Here is a 17,912-nt window from a genome sequence, read left to right on the forward strand (position 1 = left end):
TCCCCAAGGAATGGGCAGCCTCCTTAATGCCGGTCGGCATCTGGCGCTCCATGATGGAGTTTCACCCACATTGTGAAATGCGTTCGCCGCAGGTTGTCTCCTGCGGACCTCCCAGCACGTGAGGATTTCATGTTCAAGTTCCAAGCCAAATCGCTGGCGACCAAGCTGATCGCGGTGACAGGCGGCACGATCGCGCTCGTGTTGCTCGCCTCGAACTTCGTTCTCATCTCCCAGACACAGGAGCGCGTCGAAACGCTGGTGCTCGACCAGGCAACCGGCGAAGCGAAAGCCATCGCTTCTGATATCGCCGGCGGCATCGGCGAACTGGCAAGCGCTTCGCGCTCGATGGCCGGCATCCTTGGACGCAGCCACGCGGAAAAATCGATGGAACGCGCCGGTGTAATCAACATCCTCAGGGCCAATCTCGAACAGAACCCATTCGCCTTCGGCAGCTGGTTTGCCGAAGAGCCCAAGGCCTTTGACGGCCGCAAGGAGGACGTGGCCAACAACAAGGAGCTGGGTGCCAACGAGGAAGGCATCTTTGCGCCCTACTGGTCGAAAAACCGCGAAAACGAGATCCAGTTCTCGACCTTCCGCGCGGACTACGCGGCGGAATGGTACAGCCTTGCGGCAAAGAGCGGCAAGGGCGCAATCACCCCGCCCTATACCGCGCAGGACACCGATGTCCCGACTGCGATGAGCTCGATCGCCTATCCGGTCACGTCCAACGGCAAGCTGATCGGCGTTTCTGGCGTCGACATCTCGCTCGCTTCGCTGGCGGACGGCCTCTCCAAGCTGAAGCCGTTCGAAACCGGCCGCGTCTACCTGCTGTCCCAGACCGGCAAGTGGCTGGTCGCGCCGATCCCGGAGCTTTTGCTCAAGGATTATGACGGCGAAGGCAACGAGGTCGTCAAGAAGGCACTGGCTTCGGGAACTTCGGGCGTCGTCAAGAACCTGTCCTACGACGGCAACGAGCCCTTCGACCGCGTTGTCTACCCCTTCGCCGTTTCGGGTGTGAACACCAGCTGGATCGTGCTCGTCGACGTGCCGCGCACGGCGATCAACGCGCCGGTCCGCGACCAGACCTACATGATGATCATCGGGGGCCTGGTCGTTCTCGGCGCGGTGCTGCTCGGCCTTTACTTCGCAGTCCGTGGTTTTGTCCAGCAGCCGCTTGCAGGCCTCGTCAGGGACGTCCGCAACCTCAGCAACGGCGACTACGGCAATTCGATCACCGGCCAGGACCGCTCCGACGAGACGGGCCAGGTGGCAAAGGCGCTCGAAGGCTTCCGCCACCAGCTGGCCGACACCAAGCGGCTCGAAGGCGAAGCCCGCCACGAGCGCGAGCAGGCGGAACACGAGCGTAGCCGTTCCGAGACCGAGCGGGCCGAATCCAGCGCCCTCCAGCGCGACATCGTCGCCCGCCTCGGCAAGGGTCTTTCGCACCTCTCCTCCGGCGATCTCGCCTTCCGCATCACCGACGAATTCCCCGGTGAATATGCCCAGCTGAAGCGCGACTTCAACGCGACAATGGACAGCCTCGAAGAGACGATCCGCACCGTCAACCACTCCGTCGTCAACATCGGCAACGGCACCAGCGAGATCAGCAGCGCCGCCAACGATCTGTCGCACCGCACCGAACAGCAGGCGGCAAGCCTGGAAGAGACGGCGGCAGCTCTCGACGAGCTGACCTCGCAGGTCAACGCCAGCGCCGAGAACGCCAAGGTCGCCGCCAAGTCGGTGGACGTGGCCAGCAGCGATGCCGGACAGTCCGGCGAAGTGGTGCAGAAGGCGATTGCCGCGATGAAGGGCATCGAGCAGTCGTCGCACGAGGTCAGCCGCATCATCGGCGTCATCGACGAGATCGCCTTCCAGACCAACCTGCTGGCGCTCAACGCCGGCGTCGAAGCCGCGCGCGCCGGTGACGCCGGCAAGGGCTTCGCCGTCGTCGCCCAGGAAGTCCGCGAGCTTGCCCAACGCTCGGCAAACGCTGCCAAGGAGATCAAGACGCTGATCAACACCTCGGCGGGCCAGGTGCGCGAAGGCGTCGACCTCGTCGGTCGCGCCGGCGGCGCGCTCGAAAAGATCGCCGAACAGGTGGTGCAGATCAACGGCCTCATCCGCCAGATCTCGAGTTCGGCTTCCGAACAGGCCGTCGGCCTCAAGGAGATCAACTCGGCCGTCAACCAGATGGACCAGGTGACCCAGCAGAACGCCGCGATGGTCGAAGAAACCACTGCCGCCGGCATGGCGCTCAACGAGGAAGCACGCTCGCTGAGCACGCTGGTCGCCCGCTTCCGCGTCGCTCAGCGCTCGGGAACGACGGCAGCCCAGCCGAACTCGACGGAGATGTTGCGCGGTACGGCCGAGCGCATGCGCTCGGCCGAACGCCCGGCACCCGCACCGGCTCCTACCTATGCCCGCGACACCCGTCCGGCACCGAGTGCCGCGCGCGCCGGCTATACGCCATCGACCCAACGCGTCCTGACACAGACGTCCGGCGCCAACGCGTTGGCACAGGACAATTGGGAAGAGTTCTGATCCAGTAATCGATAAAGCAAAAAAACGGCGCCTCTCGGGGCGGCGTTTTCTTTTGTGGTTTTGGCTCGCGGCGATCAGATGCGCGCCAGCCGCTCTGTCAACAGGTCGAAGAAACCCTGATCGTCGATATGACGCATGACCTTGGCATTGTGCGTGCGGCCCGTGACCTGCCACCAGTCGACCACGGTCATGCCTGATGTCAGCGGCGACTGAACTTCGATCTCGACATTGCAGTCACGACCGGTGAAAAGCTCCGGCCGCAGGAGGTAGGCGATGACGGTCGGATCATGCAGCGGGCCGCCGTCGGTGCCGTACTTTTCGATGTCGAACCGCTCGAAGAATTCCAGCATTTCCGCCATGGCGATCGCCGGTGCGCTGCCGATCTCACGGATCTTCGCCACGCGCGCCTTGTGCGTCAGCACCCGGTGGGTGACGTCGAGCGGCATCATCACGATCGGAATACCCGAACGGAAGACGATGTCGGCCGCTTCCGGATCGACATAGATGTTGAATTCGGCCGCCGGCATGATGTTGCCACCCTCAAAGAAGCCGCCGCCCATCATCACCAGTTCGCGCACCCGCGGTGCAATGTCCGGCGCCTTCTGAAGGGCAAGCGCGACGTTGGTCAGCGGACCGAGCGTGCAGAGCGTGACCGTGCCAGGTGCTTCAGCGCGCAACGTGTCGATGATGAAGTCGACGCCATGCTGGGCCTGAAGCGCCATCTTCGGCTCGTCGAGAACAGGTCCGTCGAGACCGGTCTTGCCGTGCACATGCTCGGCAGTGACGAGCGGACGGGCGATCGGCCGGTCGGCGCCGGCGAAGACCTTGACTTTGGTCCTGTCGCACAGTTCGCAGATGATGCGGGCATTGCGCGCGGTCATGGCCAGAGGAACGTTGCCGGCGACCGTCGTGATCCCCAGGATATCGATTTCTTCCGGACTGCCGAAAGCGAGCATGATGGCGGCGGCATCGTCCTGCCCGGGATCAGTGTCTATGATTATTTTTCTCGGCACAGGCACGCTTGTGTTCCTCCTTCGGATTCTCGCGCTGCGGACTATGATTTGCGTGCACGCCGGAGGCAAGCGGCTTGCGCTCATTGCGCACAGCTACCATATTGGAAGGGGATGCTGCTTGGCAGGTCCGCAGAATGGTCGCTTGATCTTACAAGGACTTGGGAATGAGCAGAATTACGCCTTTCACGAGCCCACTCCTGCTGGGTTTCGACACAATGGAAAAGACCCTTGAGCGTATCGCCAAGGGAAATGACGGCTACCCGCCCTACAATATCGAGCGCATCCGCGGCGACGATTCGGTCGATGCGCCAGAGCGATTGCGCATCACGCTCGCCGTCGCCGGCTTTTCCGAAGAAGATCTCGACGTCACGACCGAGGAAAACCAGCTCGTCATTCGCGGCCGTCAGATCGACACCGGCGATCGCGATTACCTGCACCGCGGCATTGCCGCCCGGCAGTTCCAACGCACATTCGTGCTTGCCGACGGCATGAAGGTGCTTGGCGCGGAATTGCGCAACGGCCTGCTCTCGGTCGATCTCGTTCGTCCGGAACCGGTGCGTATGGTAAAGAAAATTAACATTTCAGTCCCAGAGTAGGATAACCGGCGGGATTTTCCCCTGGCCGGCGACCACGGAGTACCACCATGGGACTGAAAGCCATCACCTCGTCATTGTCAAAAAACGACCTCGCACATCTGGGAGAGGGCGAAGTCGGCTATATCAGAAAGATGCGTTCGGAAGAGGTTTCCCGCTGCTTCCCGGAAGCGCCTGAAATGGGACCGGGCATCGATCTGTGGGCCCTGTTCGGTGCGGACGGCACGCCGATCCTTTTGACCGACAACCGCTCCAGCACCTTCTACAAGGCTGCAGAAGACGATCTGAAGACCGTCAGCCTGCATTGATCGTCAGCTGCGGCGAAGCTCGCCGCTGGAACGTCAAGGCGCTGCGCGTCAAATCTGGCGCGCAACAGAAGCTGCTGCAACGCTTCGAGTGTCCTTAATATGCTGTGCGTAGACCGCCGCTTAAACGCGACGGAAGGTAAGATAGGCGGAACTCCGCCCTTCCCTGCGCGCCTTGGCCTCGTAGCGCGTGCTCGGCCAGCCCTCAAACGGCGTCAACCAATCCGATGCCTGTTCGGCCGTCCATTCGAAGGCGGCATGGTCGCGGCAATGCAGCAGCGTCCAGTTGACGTAGGTGTCGATATCGGATGCGAAGCAGAAGAGGCCGCCGGGCTTCAGCACCCGTGCGAAGCGGTCGAGATTGACGCTGGAGACGAAACGACGCTTCCAATGCTTGCGCTTCGGCCAGGGGTCAGGATAGAGCAGGTCAACCTGGTCGACGCAGGCGTCCGGCATCCAATCGAGCACCTGCGTGGCGTCGTCATTGTAGAGACGAATGTTGGAGACACCCTTCTCCTCGATCTGCCCGATCAGCTTCGCCATCGAATTGACGAAGGGTTCGACGCCGATGAAACCGGTCGAGGGGGTCTCGGCCGCGCGGTGGATCAGATGCTCGCCGCCGCCAAAACCAATTTCCATACGGACGCGATCGACCGGCTCGGGAAAGAGCGACTTCATGTCCTGCGGCGCGGCAGTGCCGAGATCGAGCTTCAGCTTCGGTAGAATGGTTTCGAGGTGTGCCGCCTGGCGCTCGCGCAAGGGCTTGCCCTTGCGGCGTCCGAAGAAGGCTTCCGTGGCGCGGCTGCGGCGCGGTTCAGTCATGACAATCTTCCTTCAACGAGCAAGGCGGACACCCCTTTCGGGGGCATCCGCCTTTATCTTTAGCGGCCGGACGTTCTGTGTCCGGCAAATGTCGAAGCGTCAAGCCCCGATGGCTTCCTTGAGCGGCTTGACCAGATCAAGCTTCTCCCAGGAGAACGAGCCGTCACGGCCGGCCTTGCGACCAAAGTGGCCATAGGCAGCGGTCTTGGCGTAGATCGGCTTGTTGAGGTCGAGATGACGGCGAATGCCGGTCGGCGACAAGTCCATCGTCTTGCGGATCGCGCTTTCCACCTGGTCCTCGGAGACCTTGCCAGTGCCGTGCAGGTCGACATAGACCGAGAGCGGCTGGGCAACGCCGATGGCGTAGGAAAGTTGGATCGTGCAACGATCGGAGAGGCCGGCAGCAACGACGTTCTTGGCGAGGTAGCGGGCTGCATAGGCAGCCGAACGGTCGACCTTGGTCGTGTCCTTGCCCGAGAAGGCGCCGCCGCCATGCGGAGCTGCGCCGCCATAGGTATCGACGATGATTTTGCGACCCGTCAGGCCGGCATCCCCATCCGGGCCGCCGATGACGAACTTTCCGGTCGGGTTGATGTACCAGGTGCAATCGCTGGCGATCTTCAGATCGTCAAGCGCTTCGCGGATATAGGGTTCGACGACCGCACGAACCTTGGTCGAATCCCAGCTCTCATCGAGATGCTGGGTGGACAGAACGATCGAGACGACTTCCGCCGGCTTGCCGTCGATGTAGCGAACGGTGACCTGGCTCTTGGCATCCGGGCCGAGCTTGGCGACTTCGCCGTCGCCCTTCTTGCGGGCGGCTGCGAGCAGATGCAGGATGCGGTGCGAATAATAGAGCGGCGCCGGCATCAGTTCCGAGGTCTCGCGGCAGGCGTAACCGAACATGATGCCCTGGTCGCCAGCACCCTCTTCACCCTGCTTGTCGGACGCGCTGTCGACGCCCTGGGCAATGTGTGCGGACTGGAAGTGCAGGAGCACGTCGATCTTGGCCGTTTTCCAGTGGAAACCGTCCTGCTCGTAGCCGATGTCGCGGATCGCCTTACGTGCGGCAGACTTGAACTTCGAGGGGTTGATGACGTCGTTGCCGTTCTTGTCCTTCTTCAGAAGGCTCGGCGGCAGGCGGACTTCGCCGGCGATCACAACGCGGTTCGTCGTTGCCAGCGTTTCGCAGGCAATGCGTACGCCCCAGGGATCGACACCGGTCTTGGCAGCTTCGCGGTAGACCAGATCGACGATCTCGTCGGAGATACGGTCACATACTTTGTCCGGGTGGCCTTCGGCTACGGATTCACTCGTGAACAGGTAGTTTGCACGCATGCGGGAATTCCCCTCAAGAAGATAAGCGCTGGCATCGTGTTAGTGGTTTTGCGACCGAAAAACAAGCGAACAACGACATAAATATATCTTTATATCGACATCGGAGCCAATCACTTCCGATATCAGAGGGAAACGGCGGACAAGAAAAAAGCGGCACAAATGGCCGCTTTGTTTTCCAATCCCGATGGGTTTCGGGACTATTCGCTTTCTGCTTCCGCAGCCAGAGCCTTGACGAGGTCGACAAGCTTGCGACGCACCTTGGGATCGTTGATCTTGACGAACGCGCGATTGAGCTGAAGGCCTTCCGAGGAAGAGAGGAAGTCGACAACGTAGTTCGAGCTGGAGGCTTCGGCCAAGCCGGAAGCGCTGGTGTTTTCACCGGGAGCGTCTTCGAAGAAGAAGGAAACGGGGACGTTCAGGATGCTGGAAATGTTCTGCAACCGGCTGGCACCAACGCGGTTCGTGCCTTTTTCGTACTTCTGGATCTGCTGAAAGGTGATCCCCAGGCTTTCGCCCAGTTTTTCCTGGCTCATGCCAAGCATCGTGCGGCGAAGGCGAATCCGGCTACCGACGTGAATGTCGATCGGGTTCGGCTTCTTTTTATTTTCCATCATATCTGCGTTCCTAAACACGCTGTTTCGATCATCCACGGACTGGCGTGGGGACACCGCACACCGCTGCAACCGCAACGGTGAAGACAAACGAGTCGCCACAGCAGAAACCGATGGTCCGGTCCACTATGCAATTTTAGGGGTTTTAGGTCAATTCTTCCTAATATTAAAACTAACACGCGAGAAGGCTGCAACCAGCAGGAGGAAGATTGCGCACAACCCGAAAATGCGGCTACGAATGACCTCATTCGTGGGCGTAGGAAGCCTTCCCGGCAGAATTGTGTCGATCACTCCCCTATAATTGTAGGCCAATCCTACCACTAAAACCCCACGTGCATCAACAATCGCTGATATACCATTATTGGCTGCACGGATAAGGGGTAATCCCGTTTCCACTGCACGCAACTGCGCCTGATGGAAGTGCTGACGGGGGCCCGGCGTGTCGCCGAACCAGGCATCATTGGTGATGTTGAGCAGCGCGTCGGCGCCGCGCGCATCAGTGCCGATCTCGTCGGGGAAAATCGCCTCATAACAGATGAGCGGGTAGAACGTGCGCCCGCCGGGCAAGGTCAGTAGCGACCGGGTCTTGGCGGCCGAGAAACCACCCGGCAGGGCGGCCGCGACCGAGCTTAGGCCCCAGGACGAGAGCATGTCCTCGAACGGCAGATATTCACCAAAGGGAACGAGGTGCACCTTGTCGGCAGCACTCATGATCTGCCCGCGTTCGTCGATGACGTAGATCGAGTTGTAATAGCGCGGCGGCAGGCCGGCGCCGGCATCTTCCGCTCGCACCGCGCCGGCAATGAGGATCTGCCCGTCATCGAGCACTTCGGCAATGCGCGCAAGCGCATCGGGACTGTCGGTGAGGATGAACGGGATCGAGGTTTCCGGCCAGACGACGATATCGGGCTTCTTGGTTTCACCTTCGGCTGGTGCCGTGGTCAAAGCCAAATGCTCCTCGAAGATGGCGCCGCGCTCGCTATCATCGAGTTTCTTTGCCTGATCGATCACCGGCTGAACGAGGCGAACGGCAAGCGGCTGATCCGGTCCGCCGGGCGCCGGCAGCGCAAGCCGATAAAAGCCGAAGCCGGTATGGGCCGCGAAAAGCGCCACAGCAAGGCTGAGACCAATACGGCTGCCCTTGCCGGTCGCGATAAGGGCCGGCGCCGCAAAGACGAAAACCGCCAGCATGTTGATGGTTGCGAGGTTCAGGACACTTGCCGACTGCATCATCAACGGCATCGGCATCGCCGCATAGCCGATCGCATTCCAGGGAAAGCCGGTAAAGATGAACGAGCGCAACCATTCAGCCAAGCCAAAACCCAGCGCCAGTGCTGCGATCCGGCCCACGCCATCCGACCAGAGGATGCGGGCAATCAGGGCCGCGAGCGCGTAGAACAGGGCAAGGCACGCCGGAAGCCCTACGACTGCCAGCGGCAATGCCCAGGCGAAGCTGTCCGCCTCCACCAACAGTGCGTTACCAAGCCACCAGAGCCCGCCGAGGAAATAGCCGAAACCGAACGCCCAGCCGATGCAGACTGCCGGCCAGAGCCGCCGGATTACGCCGCCGTCCGGATGGCCGGTCGCGCCGTCGAGCAGCCAAACGAGAACAGGAAAGGAGAGGAAGGCAGCCGCAAAGATGCCGAACGGCGGCTGTGTCAGAACAGCCAGGAGGCCCGCGGCAAACGCGAGCAATAGCCGGGGGGCGCCCGACAGAAGCATGATCCTGCCAGCCAGTCTTTCCATGCAGCCTCCTGTTGGCGCAGGCCGCGAAACACGACGCTGCGCGGGAAGAACAACCGAATCAGTTGCCGGCAGTGTTCCAAAAAAGTGGCTGCTTGTCCCCTTTGCAGCACCACGCGTCGAATTTGACGCGCAAAAGGGACGCCACCGATCGAGGATCGGTGGCCGTTCTCAGCGAAGGTCGAGACCGAGCTTCGCTGAGAAAACAATGTGGGGAAAAGCCTATTGCTCTCCGGCGGCGGCCTGTTGCGGCTCGGTACCGTTGCCGCGATTGGCGGGCGCCTGTTCCTGTGCCAACTCGCCTTCGGATCGCACGATGCGACGACGGGCCGGCGGACGCTTGCGCATGATCCGCACCCGCTTGACGCGGCGAGGATCGGCGTCGAGGATTTGGAACTCAAAGCCTGGCAGTGCCTGCACCACCTCGCCCCGCACCGGAATCCGCCCCAGCGACGCGAAGATCAGGCCACCGAGCGTATCGACATCCTCAAGCTGTTCGCGAACGTCGAAATCGGAACCGATCGCTTCGGCGATCTCCTCCAGCTCGACGCGGGCATCGGCGACGAAGACGTCCTCCGAGGTCTTGGCGAACATGACCTCGTCGTCGTCATGCTCATCCTCGATGTCGCCGACGACCATCTCGACGATGTCTTCCAGCGAAACGAGACCATCGGTGCCGCCATATTCGTCGATGACGAGCGCCATCTGGATACGAGCGGCCTGCATGCGCTGCATCAGGTCCGAAGCAAGCATCGACGGCGGCACGAACAGGAGCTGGCGGATTATGCCCACCTCCTCCAGCGACTTGCCGAGATCGACACGCGACAGATCGAAGGTCGCTTTCGGCGATCTTGGTGTCTTTTCAGCCGAAGACGACGACGCGGCGGTAGTCTGAGCCTTGCCGTTGCGGCGGCGGTTGCGGGCCTGCTTGGTCACATAGGCGAGCAGGTCGCGAATGTGGATCATGCCGCGCGGATCATCCAGACCTTCGTTGTAGACCGGCATGCGCGAGCGCCCCGATTCCTCGAAGATCACCATCAATTCGCCAATGGTGATGCTCTGGTCGACGGCTTCGATATCGGCGCGCGGGACCATCACGTCTTCGACGCGGACTTCGCGGAAGCGCAGGATGTTGTTGAGCATCGCCCGCTCTTCGGGCGAAAATGCCGTGTTGCTGTCGGCGTCCGTCAGCAGTGCGTCGGCAAGGTCCTCGCGGAGGCTCGAAGGATTGGCACCACGCAAAATGCGCGCGGCCCGGCTCCAGAAGGACGATGTGGATTTGGTGCCCTCTTGTCGAGTGGCGGTGCTACTACTGCCCGCCTCCGCCTCTCCGGAGGCATCGGCCTCCTCGGTCGCCATTGCGACGGGCTGTGTTTTAAAGTCGCTCATTGGTCCAAACTGTTAATCCGGGGATCGGTCCCCGTAAGGATCAGATAAGCCAAGACGCGCCAAAATGCGAGTCTCCAGGCTTTCCATTCTTTCGGCTTCATCATCTACCATATGATCATAACCGAAAAGATGCAGGAATCCATGCACGAGAAGATGCGTCAGATGCGCATCGAACGTCTTCTCCAGACCCTCAGCTTCGCGCTCGAGGGTTTCGCGCGCAACGATGATGTCGCCGAGCATCGGCCCCGGCATCTTGCCGGGCGTCAGCGGAAACGCCGGGAAGGAAAGCACGTTGGTCGGCTTGTCCTGGCTGCGCCATTCGGCATTGATCATGCGAATGGAAGCGTCGTCGGTGAAAACCAGCGACAGCTCGGGCTGCATCTTCGGGAACGGCTGGCCCTCTTCCGCAGTCAGGAAGGCTGCGGCCGCCTCGAGCACCGGCGACGAAAAGGCGAGAAGCGTCTCTTCGTCGGGCCAATTGCCCTCCTCGACGCTGATCTGGATATCCAATGCAGTCATGATCGCAACGACCGCCGATCAGCGGTCGCTCTGCTCGCTTTCATCGTGCACGGCGGTCTGGGCCTCGTAGGCCCGGACGATGCGTGCCACCATCGGATGGCGCACGACGTCGACGTCCTTGAACCGGACGACCGAGACACCCTCGACGCCGCGCAGGATCTGCAAGGCCTCGACCAGACCCGATTTGACGCCGCGCGGCAGGTCGACCTGGCTCGGGTCACCGGTCACGATCATCCGGCCGTTTTCGCCGAGACGGGTCAGGAACATCTTCATCTGCATCGATGTGGTGTTCTGGGCCTCGTCGAGAATGACGGCGGCATTGGCAAGCGTGCGACCGCGCATGAAGGCCAGGGGTGCGATTTCGATGACGCCTGCCGTGATGGCACGCTCCACCTTGTCGCCCGGCATCATGTCATAGAGCGCATCGTAGAGCGGCCTGAGATAGGGGTCGACCTTCTCCTTCATGTCGCCCGGCAGAAAGCCGAGGCGTTCGCCGGCTTCGACGGCCGGACGGGAAAGCACGATGCGGTCGACGGCACCACGCTCAAGAAGCTGCGCCGCATGGGCAACCGCGAGGTAGGTCTTGCCGGTACCGGCCGGACCGACGCCGAAGACGAGCTCGGAACGCTCCAGCGCGCGGATATAGGCATCCTGCGTCGGCGTGCGGGCGACGATCGTCTTCTTGCGCGTTGAAATCTGCGCCATCGTCAATTTGGCTTTTTTCTCCATGGTCGGCAATTGCAGCTGGTCGTCGGCAGCGACCGCCATGCGGATCGCGCCTTCCACATCCGACGTATCGATCGATCCGCCACTCTGCAACCGTCCATAGAGAAAATCGAGTGCGCGGCGCGCCTGATTGGTGGCAACGACATCACCTGAGATCGCAACGGAATTGCCGCGCGGGTGCGCTTCGATCCGGAGGCGCTCCTCGAGGAGCTTCAGATTCTGATCGAACTGCCCGAAGAGTTCGCTGGCGAACCGGTTGTTCTCGAATGTGAGCACGAAGTGATTGGCGTCTGTCGCAGTTGTTTTCGACTGGCGCGATGATGAAGAGATCAGTTCGTGTCCGTTCAAGCGGTTCAGGCTCCTGTGTTTGGTCCTTACCCGATCATCTCGGCAAACAGACTGTTCGGTCCCGCCTTGATGATTCGCACCTTGATAATGTCACCGATTTGCGATGCTTTTGCATCAACATTCACGGGCTGCAGCCAGGGGGACCGGCCGACGAGTTGCCCGGGCATGCGGCCCGGCTTCTCCAAAAGCAGGTCGATTTCGCGTCCGACACAGGATTCGGCAAAGGCGCGCTGCTGCGAAATCAGCAAAGCCTGCAATCTTTCCAGACGCTTGGCTTTTACGTCCTCCGGAACCTGATCCTCGAGGTCGGCGCCGGGCGTGCCGGGACGGGTCGAATATTTGAACGAAAATGCCTGTGCATAACCCACGGCCTCGACCAGCCTTATGGTCGCTTCGAAGTCTTCGTCGGTCTCGCCGGGGAAGCCGACGATGAAATCACCCGACAAGGCGAGGTCCGGCTGCACCGCGCGGATGCGCGCGATCAGCGCCAGATACTCGGCCGCCGTATGCCGCCTGTTCATCGCCTTGAGGATGCGGTCGGAGCCTGCCTGGACCGGCAGGTGCAGATAGGGCATCAGCTTCGGCATCGATCGATGCGCCTCGATCAGGCTGTCGTCCATGTCGCGGGGGTGGCTGGTGGTGTAACGCAGCCGCGCCAGCCCCTCGATGTCGCCAAGACATTGCAGCAGATCGCCGAGGCCCCATTCGCGGCCGTCGGGGCCGAGCCCATGCCAGGCGTTGACGTTCTGGCCGAGCAAGGTGATCTCGCGCACACCGGCTTCGACCAGCTTTTCCGCTTCCGAGACGATCTGGGCGACGGGACGGGAGACCTCCGATCCGCGGGTATAGGGAACGACGCAGAAAGTGCAGAACTTGTCGCAGCCTTCCTGCACCGTCAGGAACGCTGTGACGCCGCGCGCGCGGGTCCTGGCCTTGTCGGGTGCCGGCAGATGCTCGAACTTGTCCTCGACGGCGTAGTCGGTCTGGACGACGCGCTCGCCGTTGCGCGCACGCTTCAGCGCTTCCGGCAGACGGTGATAGGTGGTCGGCCCGATGACGAGGTCGACCGCCGGCGCGCGGCGCAGGATCTCGTTGCCTTCGGCCTGGGCAACGCAGCCAGCAACGCCGATCACCATCTCCCGGCCCTCGAGCGCCTTCGCCTTCTTCAGATCGCGCAGGCGACCGAGTTCGGAATAGACCTTCTCTGCCGCCTTCTCGCGGATGTGACAGGTGTTGAGCAGGACGAAGTCGGCATCCTCAAGCACATCCGTCGAGACATAGCCGTCACGCGTCAACGCATCCGACATGCGGTCGGAATCGTAGACATTCATCTGACAGCCGTAGGTCTTGACGAAAACCTTGCGGGCCGGCGTGCGTTCGTCGCCCGTTGCGGGCGTCGTCAGAAGAGCTGTTTCCTGGGTCATGCCGGTTCTTTAGTGCAAAGCGGGTCAGAATTGAAGTATTTTTGCCTGCCGGCATTCACGTGGCCACCAGCGTCAGGCCCGTCCGCGCAGGCGGTCCGACAGCATCGAGCGGATGCGCTGCTCGATCACGCGGCTGACTTCCTTGCGGTTGGTGTGGTGGTCGTAGTCGACGGCCTCGCCGAAATCGACATCCACCTCGATCGCCCCTTCGCGCAGGATACCGAGCAGATGCGGCACCAAGCCGGTATCACCGGGCCAGGCGGCGATCGGCCTGTTGAAGCGCCCCATCGGCATTCCGTGAATGCCCGTATAGGATATGGCGACCGGCTGAACGTGGACCATGCCGGTCGGTGAATGCGGCACAGCAGAAGCGGCTGCGCCGAACAGCGACGTCTTGATTTCGAGCAGGCGGTTGCCGTCGGAGGTCGTGCCTTCCGGGAAAAGCACGACGATCTCGCCGCAAGCGAGCCGCTGGCCGATCTCGCTGACCTGCTTTCCGGTCGACCGCTTTTGCTCGCGCACGACGAAGATCGATGCCTGCAACCGCGCGAGAATGCCGAAGACCGGCCATTGCTTGACCTCGGACTTGGCGACGAAGACGACGTCGGCAACCGAAGACAACACCAGGATATCTTTCCACGAGGCGTGGTTGGCGCACAGAAGCAGCGGCCGGCGGCGTTCGGGCATGCCATGGACGCGCACCTTGATGCCGAGCAGATAACAGGCCATGCGGTGCCAGTAGCGCGGCAACAGGCGGCGCGGCTTCAGATCGAGCCAAAGGCAGACGATCTGGATCGGCATCAGCACGAGCGAGGCCAACGCCAGCACCAGCGCGAACAAAATGATCCGCAGCCAATTGATCATCGAAAAGGATTTCCTGCGCCGTTCACGCGCCACTCCGCATGGTTGCGCGAAGCCCCGGTTCATCCGGGGCGTGCCGAACCAATCCGGTTCGCACTAGCGAAGATCGAGCCGCATGACAAGCGCAGCGGTGCGCTGTCCTGTCTTGTCCTGGTAATAGGCGCGGCGTTCGCCGACCTTGAGGAAGCCGAGCTTACGGTAAAGCCCGATCGCGGCCTGATTGGTCTCGTCCACTTCGAGGAACAGCGTGTCCGATCCCTTGACCGAAGCTTCGCGCATCGCCGCCTGCATCAGCCGCCAGCCGAGGCCGGAACGGGCATAGCGCGGATCGACGCCGATGGTCAGGATTTCGGCCTCGCCGGCCACCGCACGCGACAGAACGAAGCCGCCGAAGGCAGGCCGGAGCGAGCCGTTGGTCTGGCGAGCGACAAAGCCGAACACCGTGTCCTGGACCAGCAAGGCGTGGATTTCGCCATCGCTCCAAGGCGCCGCGAAGCGCTGGCGATGCAGGCCGGCGGCGGCGATGAGATCCGGCTCTTCCAGCGGGAAGATGTCGAATTCGGCACGGCGCGTGAAGTAATCGGTGAAGTTCATCTGTGTCTAGGCTCGGGCAACGGCAAAGCCCGCTTGCGGCTTGGCGTCGGGCCCACGAAGATATAGCGGCTTCGGCTTGGCCGAGGCTGGATCAGCAATAACACCGAGCCGCGCAACGACTGCGATATCGACGAGATCCGGGGTCTTGACCGGCGTCAGAGAGGCGAGCAGTTCGGCGCCCGAACCGGCCACGCATCCCTCGAAACCGGCAAAGCGGTCGCGGGCAACCGTGACCGACAGCGCTTCCGGCTCCGTGACGGCATGGCCTGCGGCATCGTAGGCCTGGACATAGACCTCGTCGCGCTTGGCGTCGATCGCGACCAGCACCGATTTGCCCGGCGCCGCGGAACGGGCTTCTTCTGCGATAACGTGAAGGGAGGAAATGCCGACCGCGGGCTTGCCAAGCGCAAGCGCCAGTCCGCGCGCCGTCGCGACCCCGACACGGATACCGGTGAACGATCCCGGGCCGATGGTGACGGCGATGCGGTCGATATCGCCGATCGGGCGATCGGCTGCGACGAGCGCCTCGTCGACGAACTCCATCAGCCTTTCGGCATGGCCACGGCCGATGTCGGCACCGGATTGCCCGAGAACTGCCGACGAACCACTGTCATAGATGGCAGCGGAACAGCCGGACCCTGATGTGTCGATGGCAAGTACGATCATTTCAGTTGCAGCGATTTCCAGACGCATCATGCCGCGAAGCCCGATCGGCATCGCGGTTACGCTTACTCACACTAGTGATCAGCTGCAGCCTCGAAAGGCGCAGCCGTTCGCCATCGCGATATCAGACGGCTTCGACCGCTTCCACCTCGGGAACGAAATGCCGCAGCAGATTCTGCACGCCATGCTTCAGGGTCGCCGTCGACGACGGGCAGCCAGAGCAGGCACCCTTCATGTTCAGGAACACGGTACCGTCCTTGAAGCCGCGGAAGGTGATGTCGCCACCGTCCTGAGCCACCGCCGGGCGAACCCGGGTTTCGAGCAGTTCCTTGATGGTTGCGACAATGGTCTCGTCGCCGGGCTCGAAGAATTCGTCTTCTTCGTCCAGCTGCTCGGCGCGGCCCGCTCCGGCCATGATCGGCGCACCGGACATGAAGTGCTCCATGATCGAGCCGAGGATGGCGGGCTTCAGGTGCTGCCACTCCTGCCCGTCCTTGCTGACGGTGATGAAGTCGTAGCCGAAGTAGACACCGCTGACGCCAGGGATCGAGAACAGGCGGGCAGCAAGCGGCGAACCGGCGCGTGCTTCTTCCTCGTCGCGGAATTCGGCAGTGCCGCTTTCCAGAACGACCTTGCCCGGCAGGAACTTGAGCGTGGCCGGGTTCGGCGTGGCTTCGGTCTGGATGAACATGTCTCTCTCCGTCTCGCCGGGATCGGTTCTCTCAACCGGCTCTTTAGAATAATTCAAAAGAATATAAGATCTTCGTTCCGCCCTCGCAAGAGCGCAAAGAGACGCAGCTCAGCTGAGCGCGTCGATTTCCTCGTCGGTGAGCAGATCCGGGATGACCGTCACCGGGATCGGGAAGGCGGCCGCCTTGCCGGCGATCGACGACACCAGCGGACCGGGGCCCTCCTTTGCCGAGCCTGCGGCCAGAACCAGGATGGCGATGTCGCGATCCTCTTCGATGGCCGAATGGATCTGCTCGGTTGCTGCCCCTTCGCGGATGACGATTTCGGGTTCTATCCCGATGCGCTCGCGGACGGACTGCGCCACCTTGGCGAGCGTCGCTTCCGCCTCGTCGCGCGCTTCCGCACGCATGATTTCCTCGACCCCCAGCCATTGCTGGAAGTCGCCGTCGGCGATGACATAGAGCAGGACGAGACCGCCATTGGAATTCTTGGCGCGCATGCCAGCATAGTGGACAGCGCGGCCGCATTCCGGGGTATCGTCGATCACCGCCATGAATTTGCGGCGGTGACCTTCAAGTCGTGAGAGTCGGGTCGAGACCATGCGGCGAACATTACACTCCAGATAAGCCGCCGCAAGGCCTCATTTTCGCCTTTTACTGCAGAAATCCGATGATTTCGCGAACCTCGCTCATGGTCTTTTCCGCCCGCGCCCGGGCACGCTCGCCACCATCGCGAAGGATGGCGTCGATGTGGGCCGTGTCGCCCATCAGACGGCGCATCTCGCCAGTGATTGGCGACAGAACCTCGACCGCCAGGTCGACCAGGGCCGGCTTGAACACCGAGAACTGCTGGCCACCGAATTCGCCCAGCACTTCTTCCTTGGTCTTGTCGGAAAGGGCCGCATAGATGCCGACGAGGTTTTCCGCCTCGGGGCGTCCCTTGAGGCCGTCGAGCTCGCTCGGGAGCGCATCCGGGTCGGTCTTGGCCTTGCGGATCTTCTTGGAGATGGTTTCGGCATCATCCATCAGGTTGACGCGCGAAAGATCCGACGGATCGGACTTCGACATCTTCTTGGTGCCGTCACGCAGCGACATGACACGCGGCGTTGCGCCGCCGATCAGCGGCTCCACCGGCGGGAAATAGGCATGAACAGGCTCTTCGCCGACGACCATGTCGACGCCGTAGCCACCACGACGGATGTGCTCCATGAAGTCGATATTGAATTTCTGGGCGATGTCGCGCGTCAATTCGAGATGCTGCTTCTGGTCGTCGCCGACAGGAACATGGGTGGCGCGATAGACGAGAATGTCGGCGGCCATCAGGCTCGGATAGGCAAGCAGGCCCAGCGAGGCGTTCTCGCGGTCCTTGCCGGCCTTGTCCTTGAACTGGGTCATCCGGTTCATCCAGCCGATACGGGCGACGCAGTTGAAGATCCACGCGAGTTCCGCATGCTGCGGCACGGCCGACTGATTGAAGACGATATGCTTTTCCGGATCGATGCCGGACGCGATGAAGGCTGCGGCGATCGAGCGGATCTGCCCCTTCAGGTCCTCATGCACGAGCTGCGCGGTGATCGAATGCAGGTCGACGACGCAATAGATGCAATCGTTGTTTTCCTGCAGAGCCACGAACTTGCGGATCGCGCCGAGATAATTACCGAGATGGAGGTTGCCCGTCGGCTGCACACCGGAAAATACGAGCGGCTTGAATTCGTTCATGTCGTCCTCAATAG

General features: G+C 61.8%; 18 protein-coding genes. 3 read left to right on the forward strand and 15 right to left on the reverse strand.

The window, feature by feature from the left end:
- The first annotated feature begins 129 nt into the window (after positions 1 to 129).
- The gene (locus tag ASD00_RS01085) at positions 130 to 2,541 is read left to right on the forward strand and encodes a methyl-accepting chemotaxis protein (protein ID WP_057204288.1); all 2,412 of its coding nucleotides are present in this window, start codon (positions 130 to 132) and stop codon (positions 2,539 to 2,541) included.
- A 74-nt stretch (positions 2,542 to 2,615) separates the two neighbouring features.
- Here the strand turns inward: ASD00_RS01085 and ASD00_RS01090 are convergent, their stop codons facing one another.
- Positions 2,616 to 3,560 (reverse strand): nucleoside hydrolase, encoded by a 945-nt coding sequence (locus ASD00_RS01090; RefSeq protein ID WP_057204290.1) that lies wholly within the window; start codon positions 3,558 to 3,560, stop codon positions 2,616 to 2,618.
- 158 nt (positions 3,561 to 3,718) lie between these two features.
- Between ASD00_RS01090 and ASD00_RS01095 the strand changes: the two genes are divergently transcribed.
- Positions 3,719 to 4,150, forward strand: a complete 432-nt coding sequence (locus tag ASD00_RS01095; RefSeq protein WP_025425716.1) for an Hsp20 family protein — start codon at positions 3,719 to 3,721, stop codon at positions 4,148 to 4,150.
- Between the two features lie 47 nt (positions 4,151 to 4,197).
- Positions 4,198 to 4,455, forward strand: coding sequence for a DUF1150 family protein (locus ASD00_RS01100; protein ID WP_025425715.1), 258 nt, complete (start codon positions 4,198 to 4,200; stop codon positions 4,453 to 4,455).
- 120 nt (positions 4,456 to 4,575) lie between these two features.
- Here ASD00_RS01100 and trmB read toward each other — a convergent pair whose 3' ends face one another.
- The 14 genes from trmB to trpS form a co-directional block, all read right to left on the reverse strand.
- Positions 4,576 to 5,274 carry a tRNA (guanosine(46)-N7)-methyltransferase TrmB gene (gene trmB / locus ASD00_RS01105; protein WP_025425714.1) on the reverse strand — a complete coding sequence of 233 codons (699 nt, stop codon included), beginning with the start codon at positions 5,272 to 5,274 and terminating at the stop codon, positions 4,576 to 4,578.
- Positions 5,275 to 5,373: 99 nt separating this feature from the next.
- The gene (gene metK, locus ASD00_RS01110; RefSeq protein ID WP_025425713.1) at positions 5,374 to 6,612 is read right to left on the reverse strand and encodes a methionine adenosyltransferase; all 1,239 of its coding nucleotides are present in this window, start codon (positions 6,610 to 6,612) and stop codon (positions 5,374 to 5,376) included.
- 197 nt (positions 6,613 to 6,809) lie between these two features.
- The gene (locus ASD00_RS01115) at positions 6,810 to 7,226 is read right to left on the reverse strand and encodes a helix-turn-helix transcriptional regulator (RefSeq protein WP_025425712.1); all 417 of its coding nucleotides are present in this window, start codon (positions 7,224 to 7,226) and stop codon (positions 6,810 to 6,812) included.
- 147 nt (positions 7,227 to 7,373) lie between these two features.
- A complete protein-coding gene (gene lnt, locus ASD00_RS01120) occupies positions 7,374 to 8,969 on the reverse strand; it encodes an apolipoprotein N-acyltransferase (RefSeq protein WP_025425711.1) in 1,596 nt (531 codons plus the stop codon).
- Positions 8,970 to 9,188: 219 nt separating this feature from the next.
- Positions 9,189 to 10,355: a hemolysin family protein gene (locus tag ASD00_RS01125; RefSeq protein ID WP_025425710.1), complete on the reverse strand. Its 1,167-nt coding sequence runs from the start codon at positions 10,353 to 10,355 to the stop codon at positions 9,189 to 9,191.
- 12 nt (positions 10,356 to 10,367) lie between these two features.
- Positions 10,368 to 10,874 (reverse strand): rRNA maturation RNase YbeY, encoded by a 507-nt coding sequence (gene ybeY / locus ASD00_RS01130; RefSeq protein ID WP_025425709.1) that lies wholly within the window; start codon positions 10,872 to 10,874, stop codon positions 10,368 to 10,370.
- Positions 10,875 to 10,892: 18 nt separating this feature from the next.
- A complete protein-coding gene (locus tag ASD00_RS01135) occupies positions 10,893 to 11,948 on the reverse strand; it encodes a PhoH family protein (protein WP_025425708.1) in 1,056 nt (351 codons plus the stop codon).
- A gap of 26 nt (positions 11,949 to 11,974) precedes the next feature.
- A complete protein-coding gene (miaB, locus tag ASD00_RS01140) occupies positions 11,975 to 13,372 on the reverse strand; it encodes a tRNA (N6-isopentenyl adenosine(37)-C2)-methylthiotransferase MiaB (protein ID WP_025425707.1) in 1,398 nt (465 codons plus the stop codon).
- A gap of 72 nt (positions 13,373 to 13,444) precedes the next feature.
- Positions 13,445 to 14,236 carry a lysophospholipid acyltransferase family protein gene (locus ASD00_RS01145; RefSeq protein ID WP_025425706.1) on the reverse strand — a complete coding sequence of 264 codons (792 nt, stop codon included), beginning with the start codon at positions 14,234 to 14,236 and terminating at the stop codon, positions 13,445 to 13,447.
- 93 nt (positions 14,237 to 14,329) lie between these two features.
- Positions 14,330 to 14,827, reverse strand: coding sequence for an N-acetyltransferase (locus ASD00_RS01150; RefSeq protein ID WP_025425705.1), 498 nt, complete (start codon positions 14,825 to 14,827; stop codon positions 14,330 to 14,332).
- Between the two features lie 6 nt (positions 14,828 to 14,833).
- Entirely contained in the window at positions 14,834 to 15,493 is a 660-nt protein-coding gene (tsaB, locus tag ASD00_RS01155; protein ID WP_025425704.1) for a tRNA (adenosine(37)-N6)-threonylcarbamoyltransferase complex dimerization subunit type 1 TsaB, read from the reverse strand.
- Between the two features lie 121 nt (positions 15,494 to 15,614).
- On the reverse strand, positions 15,615 to 16,181 hold the full coding sequence (locus ASD00_RS01160; protein WP_025425703.1) for a NifU family protein: 567 nt from the start codon (positions 16,179 to 16,181) through the stop codon (positions 15,615 to 15,617).
- Positions 16,182 to 16,289: 108 nt separating this feature from the next.
- Positions 16,290 to 16,781 carry a universal stress protein gene (locus ASD00_RS01165; RefSeq protein WP_025425702.1) on the reverse strand — a complete coding sequence of 164 codons (492 nt, stop codon included), beginning with the start codon at positions 16,779 to 16,781 and terminating at the stop codon, positions 16,290 to 16,292.
- Positions 16,782 to 16,833: 52 nt separating this feature from the next.
- Positions 16,834 to 17,898 (reverse strand): tryptophan--tRNA ligase, encoded by a 1,065-nt coding sequence (trpS, locus tag ASD00_RS01170; protein ID WP_057204292.1) that lies wholly within the window; start codon positions 17,896 to 17,898, stop codon positions 16,834 to 16,836.
- Positions 17,899 to 17,912 lie beyond the last annotated feature (14 nt).

Source organism: Ensifer sp. Root31, assembly GCF_001424825.1.
GTDB classification, from domain to species: domain Bacteria; phylum Pseudomonadota; class Alphaproteobacteria; order Rhizobiales; family Rhizobiaceae; genus Ensifer; species Ensifer canadensis.